Source organism: Bradyrhizobium sp. BLXBL-03 (genome assembly GCF_051853015.1).
Taxonomy (GTDB): domain Bacteria; phylum Pseudomonadota; class Alphaproteobacteria; order Rhizobiales; family Xanthobacteraceae; genus Bradyrhizobium; species Bradyrhizobium manausense.
Genome location: NZ_CP182470.1, coordinates 5,278,588 through 5,301,876, shown reverse-complemented (window position 1 = coordinate 5,301,876; position 23,289 = coordinate 5,278,588). Strand labels below are relative to the sequence as shown.

Sequence of the window (23,289 nt, the reverse complement as noted above, 5' to 3'; positions counted from 1 at the left end):
GGGCGGGTTGACCGATCGCGATCTCGCCGCGCTATCTACTGGGCAAGCCAGGCGTTGAAGCGCTTCACCAGGTCCTCGCCATGGTCGCCCCAGAACTCGACATCGCCGACCAGATAGGTCTTCATGTGGTCGGGCGCCGTCGGCAGCTTCGATAGCACATCCTTGGGCACGAAAGGCGTCGCATCCGCCATCACGGGACCGTAGGGGATGTATGCGCCGAGCTGCGCGCTCACCTCGGGCCCGGCCGCATAGGCGAGATATTTGTAGGCGAGGTCGAGGTTCTTGGCGCCTTTCGGAATCGCAATCATGTCGTATTCGACGATCTGGTTATCCCAGACGATCGCGAACGGCCGCTTGTCCTTGTCGATCGCGTTTTGAATGCGTCCGTTCCAGGCGGTCGTCATCACCACTTCCTTGGACGCGAGCAGTTGCGGCGGCTGCGCGCCGGCCTCCCACCAGACGATGTCCTTCTTGATCGTATCGAGCTTCTTGAAGGCGCGGTCGACGCCGGCGGGCGTCGCCAGGACCTTGTAGATCTCGGCGATCGGCACGCCGTCGGCCATCAACGCCCATTCGAGATTCTGTGCCGGCGCCTTGCGCATGGCGCGTTTGCCCGGAAACTTCTTGGTGTCGAAAATGTCGAGCACTGATGTCGGCGCCTCTTTCAACACGGTGGTGTCGTAAGCAAGGACGTCACCATAGACGTCGATGCCGACACCGCAGTCGAGCGCGGTGCCGGGGAGGAACCGCGCGCGATCGGCGACCTTGGCATAGTCGAGGCGGATCAGCACGCCGGCGTCGCAGCCTTGCAGGACAGTCGAAGTCTCGACGGTCACGAGGTCGATCGGCACATTGCCGGTCTCGACCATGGCTTTGATCTTGCCGAGCTCGCCGGTGTATTCCTGCTCGTTGAACGTGATGCCCGTCTTCTTGGCGAATGGCTCAAACCAGGCCTTGCGCAGTGCCGCCTGCCACTCACCGCCGGTTGCCATGACGGTGAGCTCTTCGGCGCTGGCGGGCCGGATCTGCGAGGTCATTCCTGCGCTTGCCAGGACAGGTAATAAGGCAACCAAGGTCGTCCGGTAGATCAACTTCATGTCACGCTCCCTGTGTTCGGAGTGTTGCCGTCTGGAGCTGCGCCCGCCGGAAAGGCCCGGCAGTCAATCGTGCGCCAGCTCAGATCGATGGTTTCGCCCGTCGCCATCGCAGCGTCGGGGCTGACCTTGACGGTCAGCACTTGTCCGCCCGGCAGGCGCGCGAGCAGGCGTTGATGGTCGCCGTGATAGATTCGGCCCTCGACAATGGCCTTGAAGCGGTTGTTCGCCGGCTCGCCGCTGCCTGCGATGCGCTCGGGCCGGATTGCCAGCTGGACCGCGGTGCCGGGACGGATGCCGCCGATCGCCATGGCGGATGTCGTCAGTCCCGCCGGCAGCGCGACCAGGCATTGATCGCCGTCGACGCGTTCGACGACGCCATCCAGCGCATTGTTCTCGCCAATGAAGCCGGCGACGAAGGCGGTCGCAGGCTCGTTGTAGAGCGCATCGGGCGTACCGATCTGGGCGATGTTGCCGCTCTCGAAGATCGCGACCCGATCCGACATCGTCAGCGCCTCGCTCTGGTCGTGCGTGACGTAGACGATGGTGACGCCGAGCATTTCGTGAATCTGCTTCAGCTCGATCTGCATGTGCTCGCGCAGCTTCTTGTCGAGCGCGCCGAGCGGCTCGTCCATCAGGACGAGGGTCGGCTGGAAGACAAGCGCGCGCGCCAGCGCGACGCGCTGCTGCTGTCCGCCGGAGAGCTGCGCCGGCTTGCGGTCCTTGAAGCGCTCCAGCTTGACCATCTCGAGCGCGCGGATGACTCGCGGCCCGATCTCGGCCTTCGGCGCCTTGCGCACCGAGAGCGGGAAGGCGACGTTATCGGCCACGCTCATATGCGGAAACAACGCGTAGTTCTGGAACACCATGCCGATGTTGCGCTCATAGGGCGGCAGGCGGTCGACCGATTTGCCGTCGAGCGTGATCACGCCCTGGCTCGGGCGTTCGAAGCCCGCCAGCATGTTCAGGGTCGTTGTCTTGCCGGAGCCCGACGGCCCGAGGAAGGTGAGAAACTCGCCGCGGCCGATGCTCAGATTGAGCCGGCGGACGGCGTGAAAATTTCCATAGGTTTTTTCGACGTCGATGAATTCGACAAACTTGGCATCGGCCCGGGCCGCCGACCCCGTTCTTCCGCCGGCCAAGGCTGCCGGCCGGTCCATTGCAGAGAGGGCGCTCTCGGTCAACGCTTCGCGAAGCGACGTGCTTTGTCCTGATAAAACCATCGCTCGACCTCCAGGGCGCCCGCCGCAGTTATGTGGTCAGACAATACGATATTGGGTGACCGTATAATGCGGCAATTACACCGTCAAGCGGATCATATGATGCAATTTATGGCAGACATTATGCCATATAATAGGGTTGCGAAGCCTGTTGGTAGGCATACAAGTCAGATTGTCTGGTCCTTTTCTCCATGATAAGAAGGCTTTGCTGACGATAAGAACGTCCGGGGCGCCAAGCCGCAATGCTCGAAAATCTGGAATTGCCGAACAACGATCGACCAATTTATCAGCGTTTGGCGGATGCCATCGGTGAGCGAATTGCACGCGGAGAGCTGGCAGAAGGCGATCGTTTGCCACCGCACCGGGAAATTGCGCGCCTGCTCGGCATCAATGTCACGACCGTCACGCGGGCCTTCTCTGCGTTGCAGCAGCGAGGACTTGTGGAGGCGCGCCCTGGCCGCGGGACGCTTGTCGCGGGTAAGGAGACGGAGGAGGGCGGCTTCAAATCGGCTCCCAGTGATGAGGCCGGCTTGATCGATCTGTCCGTCAACAGGCCGGCCACGTCGGCCTATCGCGAAGCGCTCGCGCTGCTGCTCCCGCACATCGCAAAAGATCGCAGGTTCAGCGCCTTGCAGGACTACCATCCTCCTGAGGGTCCTGAATGGGCGCGCGCCGCGGTCGCCGATTGGCTCGATGGCGTCGCGGGCGACGGTGATGCAGGCCGCGTCGTGCTGACCGATGGCGCTCAGCATGGCCTTGCCTGCGTGTTGCGTGCCCTGACGCAGCCCGACGATGTCGTGCTTGCCGATTCCATCACCTATCAAGGCATCAGCGCGTTGTGCCGGTCACAAGGCATCGACCTGCGTGGGGTGTCGATCGACCGCGAGGGCATGCGGCCCGACGCATTCGAGGCCGCCTGCGCGACCCTGCGTCCTCGCGCGGTTTTCCTGGTGCCCACCCTGCATAATCCGACCACGGTCACCTTGAGCGAGGAGCGTCGCCGCGCGCTTGCCGCGATCGCGCGCCGCCATAACGTGCTGATCATCGAGGACGACGTCTACCGTCCATTGCTCGATCGCGCCGTCCCGTCCTTCGCAGCGCTGGAGCCCGAACTCACCGTCCATATCAGCGGCCTGTCGAAATGCATTGCGCCGGGCCTGCGTTATGGATTCGTCGTCGCGCCGCGTGCGGTGCTGGGCAACGTCGCAGCAGCGCTCCGGATCGATTGCTGGAGCATCAGCCCGCTCACCGCGCTGATCGCCACCATCCTGCTGGAGGAGGGAGCTGCGAGGCGCATCATCGACGTTCAGCGCGAGGAGCTGCGTCGGCGGCAGGCCATTTTGCGTGAAGCGCTTGCGGCCTTCGATGTCCAGTCGCAGGAGACGTCGCCGCATGCCTGGCTGCATTTGCCCGAACCCTGGCGCGGCGCGGCGTTCGCCCGTGCCTGCCGTCAGCGCGGCGTCGGCGTGCTACCGGCGGATGCGTTCGCCGTCGGACGCGAGACGCTCGCCCATGCGGTGCGGATCAATGTCGGCGCAGCACCGTCTTCAGGCGAATTGCGCCAGGCGCTTGCGATCATGGCCGACCTGCTCAATGCCGGTCATTTCGAAATCTCGGGCGCGGTCTGAGGCATTGTGGCCGAATTGATCAAAACGGACGTCGCGATCGTCGGTGCTGGGGTCATCGGGCTTGCGATCGCGTTTCGGCTGGCGGACGGCGGCCGTGACGTCGTCGTCATCGATCCCAACGAGCCCGGCTCGGGAGCCTCCTACGGCAATGCCGGGACATTTGCCCCCTATGCCTGCGCACCGGTCGGCAACCCCGATGTTATCAGCAACTTGCCGAGCCTGCTTGTTGGCGCTGACAGCCCTCTCTCGGTGAGGCTGGCCGCCGTGCCCGCGCTCGTGCCGTGGCTGTCGCGCTTCCTTTGGCAATCCATGCCTGCCCGCGCGCGCCGCAATGGACACGCGCTCGCGGGCCTGCTGAAAGAGGCGATGCCGGCATGGCGCGAACTTGCCGAGCAGGCACAGCTCGCGGATCTGCTTCGCTATGAAGGCTGCCTCTATCTTTATCGCGGGAAAATGCCCCGGGACGACAGCGAGTGGGGAGCCCGGCTGCGCAACGAGCTTGGCGTGCGGCAGCAGCGATTGACTGCGGATGAGGTCGCGCGGCTCGAGCCGGCGTTGCCGCGCGCAGCCGGCGGCATTTTCTTTCCCGATGCCGCCCATACCGTCGATCCGGCCGCACTGACCGGGCGGCTGGCATCCGCGGCCGCGGCGAAAGGCGCCGTGTTCGAACGCGCGCGTGTCGACCGGCTGCGACCGCAGGAAGGAGGCCGCATCCATCTGGTATGCGGCGACCGCGCCATCGAAGCGCGTAGTGTTGTCCTCGCCGCTGGCGCGTGGTCCCGCGATCTCGCCGCGCAAGCCGGGGACGACATCCCGCTCGACACCGAGCGCGGTTATCACATCGAATTCGCGATGGATGCCTGCCCGATCAAGCGGCCGGTCAGTCCGGTCGATCTCGGCTTCTATCTCACGCCGATGGCGGGCCGCTTGCGGGTTGCGGGAACGGTCGAACTCGGCGGCCTGGAAGCGCCGATCAATCCGAACCGGATCGCGCTGCTGGAGCGCGGCGTCCGCGGGATTTTCCCGGACCTTGGACCGGTTCAGTCGCGATGGCTCGGCTTTCGTCCTTCGCTTCCGGATTCGCTGCCCGTCATCGGACCCAGCCGGCGCCTTCCCAACCTGATCCACGCCTTTGGACATGGACATCTCGGCTTGACCCTGGCCGGTGTCACGAGCCGTGTCGTCGCAGGCCTCGTCGAGAGGCGAAACGACGTTCCGAGCCTCGAAGCCTTCCGGAGCGGTCGGTTTGGTTGAGTGGTCGGTCGAGGAGCACTTTCGTTCGATGGGATGATGAGAAAGTCAGCCCGGTCGAGTGTCGGCATGCGAGCCTGCTTCGAGCGTGACCGGGCGCGCCGCCTTTACCGCTGGCGCGCGCCCAGGTCGCCGCCAAATACATCACACGACCCCGACGCTACGTTAGATGGGGCGACGGTTCAATTCAGCTCTCGTTGTCAGGTGGCGCAATCCTTCAGGTGCGGCCGGAGCCATTGATGCCCGCGATCGAGCCGCTTCTCGTTTGCGGCCGGGGCATGCAGACGCCGGTCTTCCGATGGATGGAGATGAGGATCTGGCGGCGCGCTTTAGGTCTTCCGGATCAGTCGCCAGCGGCCTGGTGTGGCGCCAAGCGCCGCTGAGAAGGATCTGGTGAAGTGACTCTGGTCGGCGAAGCCGCATTTGATGGCAATTTCCGTCAGCGACAACGTCGAGTCCAGCAGCAAGGCCTTGCTTTGCTCGATGCGTTGATTCATCAGCCACCGGTGCGGTGGGGCTCCCATGCTAATCCTGAAAGCGCGCGCAAAGTGGGCAGCTGACAAGCCACATTCGCTCGCGATCCGTGCCAGTGACATTTTGCCGTCCAGATTCGCGCGGATGAGTGCCCTCGCGGTCCGAAGCTGCCATGGCGCCAATCCGCTGCGGCAAGGGCGGTTGCCAGGTCGACTGATCGTGTATTTGCGGAGGAAATGAGTATTAAGAGCCATCGAAACATAGCCGATGAACAGCTCGTTCGCCTCTTGAGGTCTCTCCAAGGCCGGCAGCAGGCAGCGGCCCAAATGTGCAAGGACAGGGTCGAGGAGGTTCGCACCGGCTACGACGTCATATTGAAAGCGACCAAGGTCAAGCTCGGTCGCAAGGTCACTTAGCGCGTTGTGGCGCAGATAGAGGTACAGGAAGTCGAATGGGTCATGGAAGTGAATGATCGTTTCGCATCGCAGATCGTAGACGGTTGTCTCGTCCTTCAAGGCGCCCTTGCGCATATGCCGGCCGTCCACCCATATCTCGCCTCTCTGATGCTGTAGCCGAACGCAAAGCCCAAAAGCCTCGTCGGCGGGGGATGGCAATGTCGGATCACCGACCGCCCCGCAATATGTTATCCGGACGGCGGCGAACGCTCCCTTCTGTAGCGACTTGACTGTTCCGGTGTTCGGCTGCCGGAGCACGGGAAATAGTCTTGCGAAGCGATCTCCGTAGCGGCCAGCATTGATCATGGTTCGCTCCCGGAGCGCCGCCGGAGCCGTTTGGCGCAGTCTGCGACCAGCTCTGCCGCCGCATGTCTTCGCAGGCTCGATTCGTTCGACCTTGGTTCAAGGTGTTCAAGCGCAACCTCGCGGATCCGCAGGATCGACTTCGGACGACAGCACTCGGCGGGCGAGCGGAAACCGAGCGCTCCGCCGGCCGTTCCTGACGAGGACAATCTCAAGCGGATAATGCGCTTGGTGATTTCGCTGCTGGAGGTCGCGACCATATTGGAAGAAGCGGTCAACGATCTGCATCCACTGAAAACCGCAGAACGGGCGGATAATCGGCAGTAGCTGCTGAGGTGATCACGAGCTCGTCTCAATCTTGCATGCGCGTTCGGTCGAACGCGCATGCTGAGGTTTCTTCCCGGACGCCGCCGGCACGGCGGTGGGTCCGCGAAGAGGGCCGTCATTCACCTGCCCCGACGACGATGGGGACCGAGTCCTGCTCTTTCGATAGCGCTCGGTAGATCGTTCCTCCGACACAAGCTCCGATGAGCCATCCCCAGTCTCCGACGTTGAAGATCAGTCCGTAGGCACCCAACAGGGACAACCCAATCGACAGGACCCCGGATAGTGCCAGCGCGATCAACGCCCTGGAGTTCCAGCCGCCGTCGTAGTGGAATGCTCCGGTCGGCGACATCGTATAGAGGTCATCCACTCTCACGATCTGCTTTCTCACGAGGTAGTAGTCGGCGACCATGATGCCGAACATCGGTCCGAGCGTTGAGCCGAAGATGCTCACGAACAGCGTGATGGCCGATGGGCTCGCCACGAACAGCCAGGGACATACAAGCACTGACAGAATAGACGTTATGAGGCCGCCCATCTTGAAATTGATGCGCTCCGGATTGAGGTTGGAGATGTCGTAGGCGGGGGAAACGAAGTTCGCCACGATGTTGATGCCCATGGTCGCAACGATGAACGTGATCGAGCCCACAATGACGACGATGGGATTGCCGATTTTCTCGACGATAAGGACTGGATCCATGATCGCTTCCCCGAACACGTTCAGAGTGCCGGCTGTCACGATCACCGTGATGATCGAAAACACCAGGAAGTTGACGGGCAAGCCGAGCAGGTTTCCTGCCTTCATGGCGTCCTCGCTCTTGGCGAACCGGGCGAAGTCACCGAAATTGAGCAGGAGGGCCGAGAAGTACGCGACAATCAGCATTGCGGCATTGGCCATCACCCCAATCGTTGCCGCATTCGATGCCGCGGGTGGGCTGAGCTGAAGCGACAGGCTCGAAAAGCCGGTCTGCCACAGCATCCAGACCGCGAGGGCCAGCATGACAACGTAGACCACCGGTCCGCAGAAATCGATGAAGCGGCGGATGCGCTCCATGCCGCTCAGGAAAATGATAAGCTGGAACAGCCACATGAACAGAAAGCTGAACCAGGCGAGGGTGGACAGGCCGATAATGCTGTTGTGCGTAAGATCGACTGCTGAAGGTGCCAAAGTGATGATGAGGACCTGGACCGCCTTCGAGGCGAAGTAGGTCTGTACGCCGTACCAGACGATGCCGACGACGCCTCGCACGATGGCGGCGAGATTGGCGCCCATTACCCCGAACGACACGCGCGCCATGACCGGGAAGGGGATGCCGTATCGTTGAGAGGGGCGGCCAATGAGGTTCATTAGGAAGTAGACCGCCGTGATGCCGACCGTCATGGAGATAAGAACCTGCCATCCGGTCAAGCCGAGAAAAAACAGGCTTGCGGCGAAGGTATAGCCGCCAACCGAGTGGACATCCGACATCCACATCGCGAACAGGCTGAATACTCCCCATGTTCGTCCCTCGGGCGCGGTCGGAGCAAGGTCGTGATTATAGAGCTTGGGATGAGCACCGATAATGACCAGCGCGGGAACGTCGCCGCTGTTGGATGTCATATCCTCTCTCCAATGTTTGTTTGACGAGGGCCCGCACCATGCGAGGCGATCGGATCGAAGCAAGCGACATGCCATCTCTGTAACGATCGATAAAATAATTTTACGTTCGATAAAATAGTTTTACAATAAGGTTTTCATGGCCCGCCTCTAGCCCTTGACGCGAGCTGAGTGAACAACTAAAGGTAGAGTAACCGGTCGGCCGTGAGCGCCGAAGTGACGTTTGTCGAGGGAAAGTCTTGAAGGGCCGGGAATGCGCGCGGCCGAGCAAGGGCCTAAAGCATGGTCCCGAAAGGAGCGAAGCAATTGTCCTTCGCGACAAACGCCGAATGCGCTTGCGTGGATCTCGTACGCAGACGACAACCGAAGGCGCGATGACGATTCATCCAGTTTTCATCGTGCCTTAGGTGCCCGGCTTTGCCGTGGCCCGCTCGGCGGGAGCCGGTTCGTCGGCTTGTCGCTCTTCTCCAGCCCGAGGCCGCCAAGAACGAGCTGGACGATGGTCGCTTTTGCGGAATCGAAATCCGCATCCTCCAGCTGCCGCTTGCCTTTCATGATGATCATTTGGCTCGAGAAATCGGCATAAGCCTGCGTCATTGCCCAAATGCAGAAAAAGAGATCCACTGCGCTGATCGCGCGAATGGACCCGCTCGCCGCCCATTGCTCCAACGTCGCGACCTTATCGAGCAGCAATGGGGTTGAGACCTTCTCGATGAAGCTGCCGATGAATTGTGCGCCGCTGATGATTTCGTTTGCATAGATGCGCGACAGATGAGGGTGATCTCGCGAGAAATCGATTTTTTTGTGGATGTAGCCGATAAGAATGGTCTGGATGTCGGACGTCATGTCCAGATTGTCCATGTCCCGCGCCCACATGTTCATCGCACGTTCGAGCACCGCGCGGTAGAGATCCTCCTTGTCCTCAAAATAGTAATAGATGTGGGGTTTTGCGATCGAGGCCTTCTTGGCAATCAGGGCAGTCGTCGCCCCCCGGAAGCCGAAATGCCCAAATACGAACTCCGCCGCATCAAGGATCTTTTCTTCGACGTCAGGGCCCGGCGCGGCAGCCTTGCGGCCGCCTTTTGGCGCGCGGCGGATGCGAAAAAGCTTGAGCTTGTCGGCAGACATGGCAGCCATATGGCCTCATTGGGAGCGCTGCCTCCGCGAGGAGGGCTGAACGGAAATGTTTGGATCGCGATAGGCGATTCATGCGCAAGGTGCTCTTCCTATCCAGTATTTTCAAGCGGTTAGGCCGGGCAATGATAGGATTAAAGAGCTTTCGAAGAGAGGGGCAGTGACAGCTCGTCGGCCGGCGCAGCCCACATGTGGCGGTGTCTCCGTGCTGACTTCGAAGGCGCGGGCAAAATGCGCTGCCGATAGACCCCATTCGCTGGCGATGCGTGCGAGAGAAAACTCACCATCGAGATTGGTGCATATCATGTTTTTTGCGGTCCGAACTTGCCGAGCCGTCAATCCGCTGCGGCGCGGGCGATCGGCTGGCAAGATGCTGGCAGACCAATTTAGCGGGATCAGCTTTCGAGGCGTGCATTGATCAATCGTGGCTCAAGACGTTCAAGCGCGCTGCCCTTCTGTAATCTAGAGTTGTATTGCCGTGATCGCAGGGCGCCTCTGGAGCAAATGATGTACTTCACACTCATCAGGTCGAAGGCCGCATCGGCATCGATGCAGGCCAACCTGTCATTGCTGGAAGCACTTGTTAGAACCGCTCGGTCGCGATTCTCGACGCTGGTGGCCCGACTTTCCGAACTGCATAATCGATCTGTGGCCATCGCGCTTTGGGCGAGCCTCGGTAAATCCGGCAAGCACAATGGCCATGGGGATAGTCTCGCTAGTGTCGCGCGGGATGCGATTGCCGTGATCAAAGTGATGGATCGCATGGCTGACGAGCTCTTGCTTGAATCAAAGCAGTCGTTGTCATCAGTGGGACACCTCTCCGGCAATGTCCGCGAGATCGCCTTCGGGGGATGGCGCCTGCTCGGTGGGCAGTCGATGAACGATCTCCGCGCGGTTGCCGTTGAAGAGAAACTCCGGCGCATGCCACGCCTGGTGATCTCACTTTTGGAGGTGGCCACGATCCTGGAGGGGACTGTCGCAGATCTTGCGCCAACGGTGGACGGCAAGACGATCGAGGAAAAGGATCACGTCTCGAGCGATACCCGTCTCCTCCGATCATCTTTCTGATCGCGAGGCGCGCAGGGCTGGAGGACACCGGCCGGTCGTGCAGAGATCTTTGTCTCTGCCGAGTGACATATCTCGCACGTATTTGAACCACAATCGAGCCAGCTGATTAGTGACCGGTGCGAGCGCCTGGCGGACCTCGACCCGTGCGTTGACCTGCCGCCCATGCCACTGGGCGTCGCCAAGATACTGACGCTGGGATCGCCGTCATCGCGCCGAATGGGTCGCTGCTTGCAAAAAGTGAGCCCGGAGCTCGTGAGAGCTCCGGGCAGTGGAGGGGTGCCTGCCTGCGATGTGCTACGTCTCAGCACGGTGGCGGCGTTCGAAACCGTTTCATGATGGCTCAAGCCGAGATCGCCTTCGCGGAGTCGACCAGATTGCGCAGCAGGAATTTCTGGATCTTGCCGGTCGACGTCTTCGGGATCGGTCCGAACACGATGGCCTTCGGCGTCTTGAAGCCGCTCATATGGCTCCTTACAACGACGAAGCTCTCTGACATATTCTTACGGCGGACGTGGCCGCGCCAGTTTCCGGAAGGCCGCGCACACTCCCCAATTCGGTCGCTCGTATGTGCGCGGCCACACATGAGGTGGCGAAGGCCGGTCAATTCGTCGGCCCGTCGCCGCGGATGGCGAACGTCGTCGCCTTCAGCTTAGTCATGCCGAACCTGTCAAACAGCTTGTCGTAGGTGCCGTCGGCCCGGATCGCGGTGAGCGCATCTGCGGCGGCCTGTGCGAGCAGCTTGTCACGGAAAGCAAAGGTGATGTCGGTGCCGGCGATGTCGCGCACCCAGATCTTGGCAATGCCCTTCTGCTCCAGCGAGTTTGCGGTCTCGTTGATATTCAGCGCGGCCTCAAGCTGGCCAGCGCGCAGCGCTGCCGAGGTCGCGGTTACCGTGGTGAAGGTGCGCAGATCGACCGGCTTGAGACCCTTGGCCTCCATGGCCGTGCTGAATTCACGCGCCTTGCGCTCGGTGTAAGTCGCCGATTCCACCCCGACCACGCGGCCGGCGAGATCCTCGAACTTCTCGAGCTTCAGGCTGGAGGAGGGGTCGGTGTAGATGCTGATCGCCTGCTGCGCGTAAGGCACGAGGTAGAGCATCTTCGAACGCTCCTCGGTCCAGAACAGGCCGGTGTTGATGGCGTCGAAGCGGCCCGAGCGCAGCGCCGGGATCATCGGCGGGAAGTCCATGCGCAGGAACACCGGCTCGACACAGATGCGCTTGGCGATCTCGCGGGCGAGCTCGACGTTGAGGCCCTGCAACTCGCCCTTGTCGTCGACGAATTGTTGCGGCGGCAAGGTCGGGTTGATCGACATCTGCCATTTGGGCGCTTCGATCAGGCTCGACGCCGGCACTTTCGGCGTGCAGGTCTGGGCACCGACGGCCTGGGTCAGGCCGACCAGAAGGGCGAGGGCGGAGAAGGTTTCTGGAAGTCGCATCAAGGTACTCCTGTCAATCGTGGGTGGCAGTTGAGCCGTCTCCGGTCCGAGGCTCCGTCGTTGTCACGTGGCAGCCGGCACCGCGATCGGCTTGCCGGGTCAGGATCAGCGAGATGTGGCGCGCCGCAGTCACGACCTCGTCGTGCTGGTTGAGCAAGTCGAGCGCCTCCACGACGATTCCTCGTTGAGGATTTTTGGTCGGCCGCTTCTCGACGAAGCGGAAACGAACGCGCAGGCTGTCGCCGGCCACGATTGGCCCCTTGAATTTCACCTCGTCCCAGCCAAGCGAGGCCACCGAGGTCTCCTCGTACAGCTTCAGCTCCGACTTCAGCCCCTCCATAAGCGACAGGCCGAACAGGCCGTGGCCGATCACGGCAGGAAACCCGCGCGAACGCGCATAGGCGCCGTCGATATGGAGCGGGTGGTGATCGCGCGTGACGTCGGCGAAGACTGCGATGTCAGCCTCGGTCACGGTGTGCACGGCGGTCTCGAACTCCGCGCCGAGCGCGATGTCCTCGTAACGGAGATTGATCGGTGCGCTCGTGTCCATGGTGATCCTCAGGCGACCCTGCGCGGCCGCGCTGGCAGGGCGTTGAAGGCTTGCGCGATTCCCATCGGCCCGGAGCGGAAGATGCGCGGGTCCATGTCCTTCAATTGCGGGCTGATGCGCGGGCGAAAGCCCATATGAGCGAGGATGTCCTCCTCCAGGCGCACGCCCGGCGCGATCTCGGTCAACGTCACGTGGCCGTTCTCCAGCTCGAACACGGCGCGCTCGGTGACGTAGCTGACGTGCTGGCCGCGCTGCGCGGCGAGCGAGGCGCTGAAGCTGATCTGGCCGACCTGCGGGACGAATTTGCGGAAGGCGCCGTCGCGCCGGATCGCGAGGCGGCCGTTCTCGACACTGATGTCGAACTTGCCGCCGGTCATGGTGCCGCTGAAGATCAGCCGCTTCGCATTCTGGGTGATGTCGATGAAGCCACCAGAGCCGTCGCGTCGCTCGCCGAAGCGGGTGACGTTGACGTTGCCGGCTTCATCCACCTCAGCGAAGGACAGGAAGGCGCAGGACAATCCGCCGCCGTCGTAGAAGTCGAACTGATAGGCCTGGTCGAGAATGACGCGCGGATTGATCGCGGTGCCGAATTCTCGCGCATGGCCGGGTACGCCGCCGACCACGCCCGATTCCACCGTCAGCGTGATCAGATCCGAAATACCTTCCTCGGCCGCGACATTGGGAATCATGGCGGAGATGCCGACGCCGAGATTGACGACGTCGCGCGGCCGTAGCTCGAAGGCGGCGCGGCGCGCGATCACACGCCGCTCGGTGAGCGGATCGGGCGTGATCATCGCCACCGGGACGCGCGTCTCGCCGCAGCGCGCCGGATCGTAGACGGTGCCGTAGGTCTGCATCTGCTCGGGCTCGAGCACGACGTGGTCGATCAGGAAGCCGGGGATCTTCACCATCTGCGGATGAATCGAGCCGCGCTTCACGATGCGCTTGACCTGGCAGATCACGGTGCCGCCGGCATTGTGCACGGCCTGCGCGATCGAGAGATCCTCGCGCGTCGTGCCCTCGTGCTCCATGCTGATATAGCCGTCCTCGTCGGCCGAGGTGCCGCGGATGATGGCGACGTCGGGCGGGGCGGGAACGCGGTAGAGCAGCCAGGACTGGCCGTGCAACTCGAGCAGGTCGACCAGCGCCGCGGTGGTGCGCTTGTTCATGCGTCCGCCGTCCTGGCGCGGGTCCATATAGGTGTTGAGGCCGACATGGGTGAGCACGCCCGGATGTTTCGCCGCCATGGCGCGGCAAAGTTGGCTCATCACGCCTTGCGGGAAATTGTAGGCGTCGATCAATTCGTCGCGGACGAGCCGCATGAACGGCACCTGAAGACCGAAATTGCCGCCGATCACCCGCGCGATCAGGCCTTCATGGGCGAGATGGCAGAGGCCCTTCTCGGTCACGGCGCCGACGCCGGTGATGTTGATCAGCGTGAGCCCATGCGGGCCCTGGCCGCCAAGGAAGCGCTGCTCCAGCGCGTCGAGGATCGCTTCGGCTGCCCCCGTGCCGCCATTGCCGCCGACAATTAACGTATCGGCGTCGCGGATCAAGCTGGCGGCCTCTGCCGCGATAATGATGCTTAGCATGAGCACAGATGTCCTATCACGCGCCGTCCTTCTCGACCTGCCGCGCGATGATCAGCCGCTGGATCTGGTTGGTGCCTTCGTAGATCTGGGCGAGACGCACGTCGCGGAACAGCCGCTCGATGCGGTACTCGCGCGAATAGCCGTTGCCGCCGTGAATCTGCAGGGCGTTGGAGACGTGTTTCATCGCCATATCTGTCGTAAACAGTTTTGCCTGCGCCGCCTCCTTGGCGATTGGCTCGCCGGCATCGTGCAAGCGGGCGGCATGGTGGATCAGGAGACGCGCGGCGGCGATATCGGTCGACATGTCGGCGAGCATGAACTGCACCGCCTGGAAGCCGATGATGGCCTGGCCGAACTGCTTGCGGTCCTTGGCATAAGCGGTGGCGTCCTCGAACGCGGCCTGCGCCATGCCAAGCGCCATCGAGGCCATCATCAGCCGGCTGAAGTTGAAATTGCTCATGGCCATTTTGAAGGCCTGGTTCTCCGGCCCCATCACGCTGTCCGAGGGTAGGCGCACATCGGAGAACGTGATCTGGCAATCGTCGAGGCCGTGCATGCCGAGCAGCTCCTCGTTCTTGCCGCGGGCGATGCCGGGCAGGGCGCCGTCGACGAGGAGGCAGGAGATGGAACGGTGGCCTGCCTCGCTGCCGGTGCGCGCGAACACCATGATGCGGTCAGCGACGCCGCCGAGCGTGACCCACGCCTTGGTGCCGTTGAGCCGCCAGCCATTGCCCTCGCGTACCGCATTGGTGCGGACGCCAGCTACGTCGGAGCCGTGGTCGGGCTCTGAGACGGCGGTGGCGGGAATGATGTCGCCGCTCAGGATCTTCGGAATCAGGGCCTTGTGCGCCTCGGTGCCGTGATGGTCGAAGAACAGCACGGCCTCGACCGGGATCGCGAAGGCGTTGGCCACCGCACCGGAGCAGCGCGCCAGTTCCTCCATTGCGATGCAGGCCGCGACTGCATCGAGCCCGGCGCCACCGGCGCCTTCACGCAGGCAGATGCCGAACAGGCCGAGATCGGCCATGCTTTTGTAGAGTACGCGGTCGAACCGGTCCTCGCGGTCGATCGCAGCGGCTCGCGGCAGGATCTCCGCCTCTGCGAAGCGGCGGGCGGTGTCGCGGAGTGCTTTCTGGTCCTGGCTGTAGAAGCGGTCCATGGCGTGCTCCCGTCAGTCGCTGGCCAGTTTGGAATCGTGGGACACTTCGCTGCGGTCTCGGTCGATGAAATAGACCGCGACGTCGTCGCCGGGCACGCCATAGGCGCTGGACACGGCGCGGGTCAGCGCGATGGCGGCGGCGCGCCGCTCGGCCTCGCTGCGGCGGAAGGCGTGGACCTTGAGCAAGATGCGCTGGCCGCTGGCGGGAGCGCCGAACGTGCCGGCATGAGCGTAGTCGTCGGGCGCAATGTTCAGGAAATAGAGCGTGACCGTATCCGCGGTGACGCCGAACGCCGACATCAGGCCGTCCGTCACCGACCGCGCCAGCGCGGCCTTGCGCTGGTTTGGAACTTGCGGGGCGAGTACTTCGACATAGGGCATCGGTCAGGCCTTCGCGGATTTGGCCGCAGACGGTTTGGATGAAGAGGATTTGGACTTGCCGGATCTAGCAGGGGCGGGGGCGTCGATCTGGCGGCAGGAATCGCGCTTGATCAGTCGGGCGCCGACGCGATATTCGCGCACCCCGTCATTGCCGTTGCCCTTGACGTCCATGCGATGCAACAGCCGGTCGACGGCGAGATTGGCAAGATCCCGCGCGCCGTTGTCGACAATGCTGATCGCCGGGCGATGCCATTCGAACCACGGCATGTCTTCATAACAGAGCAGCGAGAGATCGTCGGGAATAGCGATGTTTCGCTCCGCCGTCACCCGCAGCACGCCGAGCGTTGCCTCATGATTGGCAACGAAGATCGCGCTCGGCGGCCGGGGGAGATCGAGCAGCTTGCGGGCGTAGGTCGCGCCAGTCTCCGGGACGTAGTGGCCGGCATGAATCAATGTGTCGTCCCTGGCGATGCCGGCCTCACGCAGGGCGCGGACATAGCCGGACAATCGTTCGCGGCCCGACGTGGTGTCCTGGCGGCCGACGATCAGCCCGATCCGCTTGTGCCCGAGCTCGATCAGGTGGCGAGTGCCCAGATAGGCGCCTTGCGGATCGTCGGCGAGCACGGTCTCGAGATCGGTCGCGTCGTCGCGCCGCACCAGGCAGACGATGGGCACGTCCTTGGAGAGCGTCTTGAGCTGCGCGCCGTTCTTGCCCGTGGGCACCACGATCAGCCCGTCGATGCGGTGATCGACCAGCGTGGTGAGGGTGTCGCTCTCGGCTTGCGGATCGTCGCCGCCGATGCACAGAAGCATCTGATAACCCAGCGCCTTCAGACGTGCTTGCACCACTTCGGCCATCACCTGGAACGAGGCGTTGGTGAGATTGTGGATGAGAAGAGCGACCAGCCGCGACTGTCCGGTCTTGAGGCCGCGCGCGATCGGGTTCGGCCGGTAGCCGAGCTCGCGCGCGATGCGCGCCAGACGCTGTTGCGTGCGTTCGCTGGTCAGGCCGGTTCCTGTCAGCGCTCGGGAAGCAGTGCTGACTGAAACGCGGGCCGCCAGTGCCACATCTTTGAGCGTGACGCTCATCAAACCTGCCGATAGACTGCAAACGATTGCAGAAACGCTATGAGCTTATTCCACGCCGAGCAAGCTCAAAAAATGGATGGTGTTGCTCAATGCAGAGCCAATTATGCAAACGATTGCATAAATCGTGCGGATATTCGGCAGACCGCGCCTGTCCTCCGAATTCACCTGAACACCCGGCAGCTCCCTGATGAAGACGTTCCGCGGCACCTACACCGTTATGATCACGCCGTTCACCGCAGCGGGCGAGGTCGACGTGACGGCACTGCGCGCCTTCGTCGACTGGCAGATTGCGGCGGGCATTCATGGGTTGATCCCGCTCGGCTCGACCGGCGAGTTCCTGTCCATGGACGATGACGAGAAGACGCTGGTTGCGGAGGTCGTCATCCGCCAGGCCGGGGGCCGGGTGCCGGTACTGATCGGCACCGGGGCAGAAGATACGCGCGAAGTGGTGCGCCTCAGCCGCCGTGCCGAAAAACTGGGCGCCGACGGCGTGATGATCATTCCGCCGTTCTATTCGACGCCGACCGACGACGAACTCGTGCACCACTACAAGACGGTGGCGGATGCGATCTCGCTGCCGATCATGGTCTACAACAATCCGGCGACCGCCAATGTCGATCTCAAGCCGCAGCTGGTGGCGCGCATCGCCGAGATCGACAACTGTCTCTATATCAAGGAGTCGACGCTGGAGGTAACGCGCGTGCGCGACATCGTCCGCCTCTGCGGTGACAGGATGACCGTGTTCGGCGGCATCCTCGGCTTCGAATCCTTCGTCGAGGGCGCGCAGGGCTGGGTGGCGGTGGCCTCCAACGTGGTCCCGACGGAAATGGCCCGCATCTTCAGCCTTGTCGCCGACCACGGCGCGATTAAGGAGGCGCACGAGCTCTATCTCAAATACCTGCCGGTAATCGAATTCGTCGGCGGCCAGGCCTACGTCGCCGGCAGCAAGGCGCTGCTCAACCACATGGGTTTTGCAGCCGGCTACCCGCGCCCCCCGCGTCTGCCGCTGCCGGCAGCACAGGATGCGGCCGCGCGCGCCCTAGTCAAGACGTTCGATCTCGCGTGGCGCGGCGCGCCGGTTGCGGCTGCTTGAATGAGGTGAACGGATGAACCTGCTCGACGGCGTCAAGATCCTCAGCTTCAATCACTATCTCGCAGGCCCGTTGGCGGCGCAGACCTTGGCCGATCTCGGCGCCGACGTCATCACAGTCGAGCCGATCGAGGGCGCGTTCCAGCGCAACTGGGCGGTCGCCAACCACTTCGTCGCGGGCGACAGCGTCAATCATCTGGCCACGGGGCGTAACAAGCGCAGCCTCGCCGTCGATCTCAAGCATCCCGATGGCATAGCCGCGGTGAAGAAGCTGGTCGCCACCGCCGATGTCGTGATGGAGAATTTCAGGCCAGGCACGATGGCCAAGCTCGGCCTCGGCTACGACACACTCAAGGCGATCAACCCCGGTTTGATCTATGCAGTCGCCACCGGCTTCGGATCGGAGGGGCCGTACAAGGATCGTCCCGGCCAGGACCTGCTACTTCAGGCAATGTCGGGCCTTGCAATGCGGACGGGGCGTGCCGATGGCGAACCGACGGCGGTCGGTGCCGTCATTGTCGATCAGCATGCCGCCTCGCTCTATGCGATGAGTATTCTCGCGGCGCTGTTCGCGCGGACGAAGTCCGGCAAGGGGCAGCTCGTCGAGGTCAACCTCTATCAGGCCGCGCTCGATCTCCAGGTCGAGCCGCTGACCGCCTGGCTGAATGGTGCGCCGTCGCCGACGCCCCGCGGGCCGGCCGGCATCGCGGCGTGGTTCAGCCCCGGTCCCTATGGCATTCACGCGACGGCAGACGGCCATATGGCAATCTCGATGGCGTCGCCCAAGGCGCTCGCGGTCGCGCTCGACAGCGAAGAGCTGAAGCAGTTCGGGGAGAGTGACAGTTTCTCGAAGCGCGAGGAGATCACGCGGATCGTTGCCGCGCGGTTGAAGCGGAAGCCGACGGCGGAATGGCTGCCCGCGCTGGAAGCCGCGCGGGTTTGGCACGCGCCCGTGCAGGATTATCGCGACCTCGTCTCCGATCCCCAGCTCAACCATCTCGGCGCGTTCAAGAGCGCCGAGAGTTCAGGGGGCGCGCCGATCCGAATGGTCGCGCATCCTGCGCGATATGACGGCGAAACGCCGGAGGTGAGATTAGTGCCGCAGCGACTGGGCGCCCAGACCCGCGAGGTGCTTGGCGAGATCGGCTACGGCGCGGCGGAGATCGACGCGATGGTCATCAGCAAAGCTGTGGGAGTGGCGTGATGATCGATTTCTCGCTGCCCGAGGAGACCCGCCTGTTGGTCGACACCGTCCGGCGTTTCGTCGAGACGGAGGTGCAGCCGCTCGAAGATATTGTCGAACAGACAGCCAAAGTGCCGGCGGATGCGCTGGCGGTGACCAAGGCCAAGGCGCAGAAGCTCGGCCTTTACGCCATGAACATGCCGGCCGATGTCGGCGGCGGCGGGCTGTCTTGCGTCGAGCATTGCCTGGTCGAGGAGGAATTCGGCAAGACCTCGGACGCGCTGATCCGCCGGGTGTTCGGCCAGGTCTATCCGATGCTGATGGCGTGCAAGGGCGATCAGGTCGAGCGCTATCTGCTGCCGACGGTGAAGGGCGACAAGATCTGCGCCATGGCGATCACCGAGCCGGGCGCCGGCTCAGACGCGGCGTCGATCAGCACGACCGCTCAGCTCGACGGCGATCAGTGGGTCCTCAACGGCACCAAGCATTTCATCAGCGACGGCGACATTGCCGACTACGTGATCCTGATGGCGCTGACCGACAAGGAGAAGCGGGCGCGGGGCGGCATCACGCTGTTCCTGGTCGACCGAGCTACGGCCGGCTTCAAGGTCGCGCGCACCCAGCCGATGATGGGCCATCGGGGCTATGGCCATGCCGAGCTGAGCTTCGAGAACTGCCGCATTCCCAAGGCGGCCGTGCTCGGCGAGATCGGCGGCGGCTTCAAGCTGATCATGCAGAGCGTGCTGCAGATCCGGCTCGCCCATATCGGCGCCCGCGCCGTCGGCATGGCGCAGCGCGCGCTGGAGATGATGCGCAAGCACGCCGGCGAGCGTCGCCAGTTCGGCCAGCTCATCGGCGACTTCCAGATGGTGCAGAAGCTGATTGCCGATTCCGCCACCGAGATCTTTGGCGCCAAGATGATGGTGCTGAACGCCGCCTGGGACATCGACCAGGGCCGGGATGCGCGCGACAAGGTCTCGATGATCAAGGTCGCGGCCTCCGAGATGCAAGGCCGCGTGGTCGACCGCGCCATCCAGGTGTTCGGCGGCATGGGATTCAGCAAGGATCTGCCTTTGGAGCGCATGTATCGCGACGCCCGCGTCACCCGCATCTATGACGGCACCTCCGAAGTCCACCGCATGCTGGTTGCGCGCAGCACCATCAAGAACGGCTTGCAGCTCTAGGAAGCGTTTCATGGCTCACGCACCTCTCAAGCCCGGCGCTGCGTTCGCGTTCCGCAAGACTATGACCGTTGCCGAACAGGCGATGTTCACGGGAATCAGCGGCAATCTCGGCGGTCTCTACGTCGATGCCGTTCGCGCCAGGAAGGTCGGCGCCGCCAACATGGTTGCCTTCGAGCTCGCCGTCGGCGGTCTCGCTTCCACCTGTCTCAGCCAGCTCGGCGGACCGACACGGCGGATCGGCAGCATCGCGCTGAACTTTGCCGCGCCGATGATCGTCGGCGAGTCCGTCGAGGCCAGGGCCGAGATCGTCTCCGTTGATGGCGATGATGCGGTCTGTCGCGTTACCTGCACGCTGTCACCCTCAGGCGCGACCGTGGTGGACGGCACCGCGACACTGGTTCCCTTTGCCAAGGGCTGAGCCATGTACGAGCCAAAATCCTTTGATGATCTCAAGGTGAATGACAGGGTCAGCCTGAGCAAGACCATCACCGAGGCCGACGGCGCGCTCTATATCGCCGCCACCGGCGATTTTGGCCCGGTTCACGTCGATGAGGTCTATGCCGGCGCGACGCGCTTCGGTCGCCGGCTGGCGCCAGGGATCATGGTCGCGGGCCTCTGCACCAGCATCCTCACCTCTGAACTGGTTGGCACCATCGGGGTCTCGGTAGAGGACCGCTTCTGGTTCACTGGTCCCGTGTTCTACGGCGACACGCTCACCTTCGACGTCTGGATCGCCGAGCAACTCGATGAGACCCGCACCATCATCTGGGAGGCGAGCGCGCGCAACGAGAACGGCCTGGAAGTGCTGAAGGCGCGGGCGAGCCTGAAATTCCCGCGGCGCAAATCGTCATGAGCAAGCCGATGAAGAAACCCGACTTACGTGGCGTCACGGTCGCAACCGTGCTGCCCTTTAAGGATAATCTGTCCATCGACTGGGACGGTTATGCCCGCCTGCTCGACTATTGCGCCTCTCCGGACGGAATCGCGGCAGTGTTCGTCAACGGACATGCGGGCGAGGGCGGTTCGCTTTCGGATGATGAACGGCAGGCGGTGATCGCGCGGACGCGCCGGCAGATCGGCGGCAAGCCGCTGCTTTCGGGCATCATCGCGCATTCCACGGCGGAGGCGATCCATCAGGCGCAACTCGCGGAAGCTGCCGGCGCCGATTGCGCCGTGCTGTTCCCACCGGCGCCGCTGGGCGGCGGAGCATCGGCGACCTCACGCGCGCCGCTGGCTTTCGTGCAGGCGGTGAGCTCCGCGATCGGAATTCCGGTCTCCATCTTCCAGTATCCGCTAGCGTCCGGCTTCGGCTATTCGCCGGAGACGCTGGCGAAGATCGCAGCGCTCGACAGCGTCATCGCCGTCAAGGAAGGCAGCGATACCATGCTGGCCTATGACGAGAACCGGCGGGCGGTGAAGCAGGCCGACGCTACTGTCGCCATCCTGCCGTCGAACTTCAACTGGTTCCTGCCGCAACTCGCCGTCGGCGGCGACGGCGTTCTCTCCGGCCTGGTCAGCCTCGCACCGCATTTGTTCGCGGAGCTGTGGCAGGCTGCGCTCGCCGACGACCTCAAGGCGATGCGCGCCGTCAACGAGCGGCTCTATCCGATCGTGCGGTCGATCTATGGGCCTGCGCCGATCATGGACATGCACACGCGCATGAAGGTCGGGCTGAAGGCGCTCGGCCTGATCCGCAACGCCGATCCGCGTCCGCCGCTGCTGCCGGTTCTACCAGCGCTGTGCGACGCCATCGCAACCACCGTCGGTGCCGCGCGCGCGGCCGACGACATTCGTCTGGCATGAGGGACGGTGCGTGCCGGACGAAGCCTTCATCCATATCGTGCGGGTCGACATCGATCCGGAGCACGAGGCCGCGTTCAACACCTGGTACGAGCAGAAGCACTTTCCCGATCTGCTCGCCTGTCCCGGCTGGCTCTCGGCAAGGCGCTTCGTCTCTATCGGCGACGGGCCGAAATACGCCGCGATGTACGAAGTCGCGGGACGATGGGCATTCGAGACACCGGAGTTCCTGAAGGTGAAAGGTTTTGGTCCGTTTGAATCTCTGGTGAAGAATTTCATGCGCATCCAGCTGAGGCCGATGTCGGGACCGGCCTGAGCAGCTCGAAGACGATGCTGCCTGTTGGATCGCAAGATCCGGCCGGCCGCATCCAAGAAACGTTGAGGGAATTCCGGAAGAGGGATCGGTTATTGGCGACTTACTGGAGGTATTCATGGTCTCGACACTGCTTCGCTTCGGTGCTGCTGCCGTACTCGTTCTCGCATCCGCGTCCGCGCATGCCGCGTGTACGCCCGCGATCACCGATGACAATCTGATCGCGCCCGGTAAACTGCAGCTCTCCATCAACCCGACCAATCCGCCGCAGCAATTCGTCGACAAGGACGGGCAGTTGCAGGGGCTCAACGTGGAACTCGCCGCCGAGCTCGGCAAGCGGTTGTGTCTTCCGATCGAACTCGTCCGGATGGATTTTCCGGCGATGATTCCTGCGCTCAACGCCGCCCGCATCGATGGCATCGACACCGGCATGTTCTGGACCGAGGAGCGCTCCAAGCTGATGTACATGGTGCCCTACGCCATTCAGGCGATTTCGGTCGTGGTTGCGCCCGAGAGCGGCACAAAAATTGCTACTGAAAACGATCTGATCGGAAAATCATCCGCGGTCGAGGTCAGCAGCTACCAGATGAACTGGCTCAAGAAACTCAGCGACGCCAGCGTTGCGAAGGGTGGAGCCGCCGTCGAGATGCGGACGTTCCCCACCGCGACCAACGTCGTCAGCGCGCTGCTTGCGGGCCAAGTGGATAACGCGCTGCTGGTCGATAGTGTCGCGCGCGATCTCACCAGCCGGGGCCGCGTCAAGGAAGTGCTGAGCGGCCTCGGCACCGCGCGTACGACGCTAGGCTTCCGCAACAAGATGGTGGTTGACGCAGTCGTCAAGGCGCTCAACGCGATGCGGGCTGACGGCTTTTATCAGGCACTGTTCGACAAGTTCGGCCTGACTGCCATGCCGGCCGACCAGCCGCTTGCGATCGCCGGCCCCGGTCCGGCCTGATATCAACG

Annotated in this window: 23 protein-coding genes and 1 pseudogene; 12 read left to right on the top strand and 12 right to left on the bottom strand. The window is 63.1% G+C overall.

The window, feature by feature from the left end:
* Window positions 1–35: 35 nt before the first annotated feature.
* Window positions 36–1,097 carry an ABC transporter substrate-binding protein gene (locus ACNJX9_RS25585; protein ID WP_439404803.1) on the bottom strand — a complete coding sequence of 354 codons (1,062 nt, stop codon included), beginning with the start codon at window positions 1,095–1,097 and terminating at the stop codon, window positions 36–38.
* Complete coding sequence (locus tag ACNJX9_RS25580) at window positions 1,094–2,254, bottom strand: ABC transporter ATP-binding protein (protein ID WP_439410128.1); 1,161 nt, start codon at window positions 2,252–2,254, stop codon at window positions 1,094–1,096. Before ACNJX9_RS25580 ends, ACNJX9_RS25585 begins: the two co-directional genes overlap by 4 nt.
* A gap of 302 nt (window positions 2,255–2,556) precedes the next feature.
* On the opposite strand from ACNJX9_RS25580, the pseudogene ACNJX9_RS25575 reads away from it, so the two are divergent.
* The 3 genes and pseudogenes from ACNJX9_RS25575 to ACNJX9_RS25565 all read left to right on the top strand — a co-directional run.
* Window positions 2,557–2,775, top strand: a pseudogene (locus tag ACNJX9_RS25575) (GntR family transcriptional regulator); the annotation flags it as partial.
* Window positions 2,776–2,844: 69 nt separating this feature from the next.
* Window positions 2,845–3,942 (top strand): PLP-dependent aminotransferase family protein, encoded by a 1,098-nt coding sequence (locus ACNJX9_RS25570; RefSeq protein WP_439410127.1) that lies wholly within the window; start codon window positions 2,845–2,847, stop codon window positions 3,940–3,942.
* 6 nt (window positions 3,943–3,948) lie between these two features.
* Window positions 3,949–5,196, top strand: a complete 1,248-nt coding sequence (locus tag ACNJX9_RS25565) for an NAD(P)/FAD-dependent oxidoreductase (RefSeq protein ID WP_439404801.1) — start codon at window positions 3,949–3,951, stop codon at window positions 5,194–5,196.
* A gap of 326 nt (window positions 5,197–5,522) precedes the next feature.
* On the opposite strand, the gene ACNJX9_RS25560 is transcribed toward ACNJX9_RS25565, so the two are convergent.
* From ACNJX9_RS25560 to ACNJX9_RS25550, 3 genes are all read right to left on the bottom strand, one after another.
* Window positions 5,523–6,428, bottom strand: a complete 906-nt coding sequence (locus ACNJX9_RS25560; RefSeq protein ID WP_439404800.1) for a helix-turn-helix domain-containing protein — start codon at window positions 6,426–6,428, stop codon at window positions 5,523–5,525.
* Window positions 6,429–6,867: 439 nt separating this feature from the next.
* Complete coding sequence (locus tag ACNJX9_RS25555) at window positions 6,868–8,349, bottom strand: NCS1 family nucleobase:cation symporter-1 (RefSeq protein ID WP_439404798.1); 1,482 nt, start codon at window positions 8,347–8,349, stop codon at window positions 6,868–6,870.
* A gap of 390 nt (window positions 8,350–8,739) precedes the next feature.
* Window positions 8,740–9,483, bottom strand: a complete 744-nt coding sequence (locus ACNJX9_RS25550; RefSeq protein WP_439404796.1) for a TetR/AcrR family transcriptional regulator — start codon at window positions 9,481–9,483, stop codon at window positions 8,740–8,742.
* 504 nt (window positions 9,484–9,987) lie between these two features.
* Here ACNJX9_RS25550 and ACNJX9_RS25545 point away from each other — a divergent pair.
* Window positions 9,988–10,548, top strand: a complete 561-nt coding sequence (locus ACNJX9_RS25545) for a hypothetical protein (protein WP_439404794.1) — start codon at window positions 9,988–9,990, stop codon at window positions 10,546–10,548.
* A 340-nt stretch (window positions 10,549–10,888) separates the two neighbouring features.
* On the opposite strand, the gene ACNJX9_RS25540 is transcribed toward ACNJX9_RS25545, so the two are convergent.
* The 7 genes from ACNJX9_RS25540 to ACNJX9_RS25510 form a co-directional block, all read right to left on the bottom strand.
* Entirely contained in the window at window positions 10,889–11,011 is a 123-nt protein-coding gene (locus tag ACNJX9_RS25540) for a hypothetical protein (RefSeq protein ID WP_439410256.1), read from the bottom strand.
* A 137-nt stretch (window positions 11,012–11,148) separates the two neighbouring features.
* Window positions 11,149–11,985: a transporter substrate-binding domain-containing protein gene (locus tag ACNJX9_RS25535; protein WP_439404792.1), complete on the bottom strand. Its 837-nt coding sequence runs from the start codon at window positions 11,983–11,985 to the stop codon at window positions 11,149–11,151.
* A gap of 13 nt (window positions 11,986–11,998) precedes the next feature.
* The gene (locus ACNJX9_RS25530) at window positions 11,999–12,535 is read right to left on the bottom strand and encodes a MaoC family dehydratase (protein ID WP_245317373.1); all 537 of its coding nucleotides are present in this window, start codon (window positions 12,533–12,535) and stop codon (window positions 11,999–12,001) included.
* An 8-nt stretch (window positions 12,536–12,543) separates the two neighbouring features.
* Window positions 12,544–14,127 carry an acyl CoA:acetate/3-ketoacid CoA transferase gene (locus ACNJX9_RS25525; protein WP_439404791.1) on the bottom strand — a complete coding sequence of 528 codons (1,584 nt, stop codon included), beginning with the start codon at window positions 14,125–14,127 and terminating at the stop codon, window positions 12,544–12,546.
* A gap of 16 nt (window positions 14,128–14,143) precedes the next feature.
* Window positions 14,144–15,286 (bottom strand): acyl-CoA dehydrogenase family protein, encoded by a 1,143-nt coding sequence (locus tag ACNJX9_RS25520; RefSeq protein ID WP_439404789.1) that lies wholly within the window; start codon window positions 15,284–15,286, stop codon window positions 14,144–14,146.
* A 12-nt stretch (window positions 15,287–15,298) separates the two neighbouring features.
* A complete protein-coding gene (locus ACNJX9_RS25515; protein WP_057758544.1) occupies window positions 15,299–15,667 on the bottom strand; it encodes a tautomerase family protein in 369 nt (122 codons plus the stop codon).
* A 3-nt stretch (window positions 15,668–15,670) separates the two neighbouring features.
* Window positions 15,671–16,756 (bottom strand): LacI family DNA-binding transcriptional regulator, encoded by a 1,086-nt coding sequence (locus ACNJX9_RS25510; RefSeq protein ID WP_439404787.1) that lies wholly within the window; start codon window positions 16,754–16,756, stop codon window positions 15,671–15,673.
* A gap of 184 nt (window positions 16,757–16,940) precedes the next feature.
* Between ACNJX9_RS25510 and dapA the strand changes: the two genes are divergently transcribed.
* The 8 genes from dapA to ACNJX9_RS25470 all read left to right on the top strand — a co-directional run bounded on the left by dapA (window position 16,941) and on the right by ACNJX9_RS25470 (window position 23,281).
* Window positions 16,941–17,849, top strand: a complete 909-nt coding sequence (dapA, locus tag ACNJX9_RS25505; protein WP_439410126.1) for a 4-hydroxy-tetrahydrodipicolinate synthase — start codon at window positions 16,941–16,943, stop codon at window positions 17,847–17,849.
* A 13-nt stretch (window positions 17,850–17,862) separates the two neighbouring features.
* Entirely contained in the window at window positions 17,863–19,050 is a 1,188-nt protein-coding gene (locus ACNJX9_RS25500) for a CaiB/BaiF CoA transferase family protein (protein ID WP_439404785.1), read from the top strand.
* On the top strand, window positions 19,050–20,213 hold the full coding sequence (locus ACNJX9_RS25495; RefSeq protein WP_439404783.1) for an acyl-CoA dehydrogenase family protein: 1,164 nt from the start codon (window positions 19,050–19,052) through the stop codon (window positions 20,211–20,213). The genes ACNJX9_RS25500 and ACNJX9_RS25495 overlap by 1 nt, the downstream gene beginning before the upstream one ends.
* Window positions 20,214–20,223: 10 nt before the next feature.
* Window positions 20,224–20,631, top strand: coding sequence for a MaoC/PaaZ C-terminal domain-containing protein (locus ACNJX9_RS25490; protein ID WP_439404782.1), 408 nt, complete (start codon window positions 20,224–20,226; stop codon window positions 20,629–20,631).
* A 3-nt stretch (window positions 20,632–20,634) separates the two neighbouring features.
* Entirely contained in the window at window positions 20,635–21,066 is a 432-nt protein-coding gene (locus tag ACNJX9_RS25485; protein ID WP_057758536.1) for a MaoC/PaaZ C-terminal domain-containing protein, read from the top strand.
* Between the two features lie 8 nt (window positions 21,067–21,074).
* Window positions 21,075–22,016 carry a dihydrodipicolinate synthase family protein gene (locus ACNJX9_RS25480; protein WP_439404780.1) on the top strand — a complete coding sequence of 314 codons (942 nt, stop codon included), beginning with the start codon at window positions 21,075–21,077 and terminating at the stop codon, window positions 22,014–22,016.
* Between the two features lie 10 nt (window positions 22,017–22,026).
* Entirely contained in the window at window positions 22,027–22,329 is a 303-nt protein-coding gene (locus tag ACNJX9_RS25475) for a DUF4286 family protein (RefSeq protein WP_057758532.1), read from the top strand.
* A 115-nt stretch (window positions 22,330–22,444) separates the two neighbouring features.
* Window positions 22,445–23,281, top strand: a complete 837-nt coding sequence (locus ACNJX9_RS25470; protein ID WP_439404778.1) for an ABC transporter substrate-binding protein — start codon at window positions 22,445–22,447, stop codon at window positions 23,279–23,281.
* Window positions 23,282–23,289 lie beyond the last annotated feature (8 nt).

Coding starts and splice junctions, on each gene's coding strand:
- ACNJX9_RS25585 (WP_439404803.1), bottom strand. CDS start 1,097: ATGAAGTTGATCTACCGGACGACCTTGGTTGCCTTATTACCTGTCCTG.
- ACNJX9_RS25580 (WP_439410128.1), bottom strand. CDS start 2,254: ATGGACCGGCCGGCAGCCTTGGCCGGCGGAAGAACGGGGTCGGCGGCC.
- ACNJX9_RS25560 (WP_439404800.1), bottom strand. CDS start 6,428: ATGATCAATGCTGGCCGCTACGGAGATCGCTTCGCAAGACTATTTCCC.
- ACNJX9_RS25555 (WP_439404798.1), bottom strand. CDS start 8,349: ATGACATCCAACAGCGGCGACGTTCCCGCGCTGGTCATTATCGGTGCT.
- ACNJX9_RS25550 (WP_439404796.1), bottom strand. CDS start 9,483: ATGGCTGCCATGTCTGCCGACAAGCTCAAGCTTTTTCGCATCCGCCGC.
- ACNJX9_RS25545 (WP_439404794.1), top strand. CDS start 9,988: ATGTACTTCACACTCATCAGGTCGAAGGCCGCATCGGCATCGATGCAG.
- ACNJX9_RS25540 (WP_439410256.1), bottom strand. CDS start 11,011: ATGAGCGGCTTCAAGACGCCGAAGGCCATCGTGTTCGGACCGATCCCG.
- ACNJX9_RS25535 (WP_439404792.1), bottom strand. CDS start 11,985: ATGCGACTTCCAGAAACCTTCTCCGCCCTCGCCCTTCTGGTCGGCCTG.
- ACNJX9_RS25530 (WP_245317373.1), bottom strand. CDS start 12,535: ATGGACACGAGCGCACCGATCAATCTCCGTTACGAGGACATCGCGCTC.
- ACNJX9_RS25525 (WP_439404791.1), bottom strand. CDS start 14,127: ATGCTAAGCATCATTATCGCGGCAGAGGCCGCCAGCTTGATCCGCGAC.
- ACNJX9_RS25520 (WP_439404789.1), bottom strand. CDS start 15,286: ATGGACCGCTTCTACAGCCAGGACCAGAAAGCACTCCGCGACACCGCC.
- ACNJX9_RS25515 (WP_057758544.1), bottom strand. CDS start 15,667: ATGCCCTATGTCGAAGTACTCGCCCCGCAAGTTCCAAACCAGCGCAAG.
- ACNJX9_RS25510 (WP_439404787.1), bottom strand. CDS start 16,756: ATGAGCGTCACGCTCAAAGATGTGGCACTGGCGGCCCGCGTTTCAGTC.
- ACNJX9_RS25500 (WP_439404785.1), top strand. CDS start 17,863: ATGAACCTGCTCGACGGCGTCAAGATCCTCAGCTTCAATCACTATCTC.
- ACNJX9_RS25495 (WP_439404783.1), top strand. CDS start 19,050: ATGATCGATTTCTCGCTGCCCGAGGAGACCCGCCTGTTGGTCGACACC.
- ACNJX9_RS25490 (WP_439404782.1), top strand. CDS start 20,224: ATGGCTCACGCACCTCTCAAGCCCGGCGCTGCGTTCGCGTTCCGCAAG.
- ACNJX9_RS25485 (WP_057758536.1), top strand. CDS start 20,635: ATGTACGAGCCAAAATCCTTTGATGATCTCAAGGTGAATGACAGGGTC.
- ACNJX9_RS25480 (WP_439404780.1), top strand. CDS start 21,075: ATGAAGAAACCCGACTTACGTGGCGTCACGGTCGCAACCGTGCTGCCC.
- ACNJX9_RS25470 (WP_439404778.1), top strand. CDS start 22,445: ATGGTCTCGACACTGCTTCGCTTCGGTGCTGCTGCCGTACTCGTTCTC.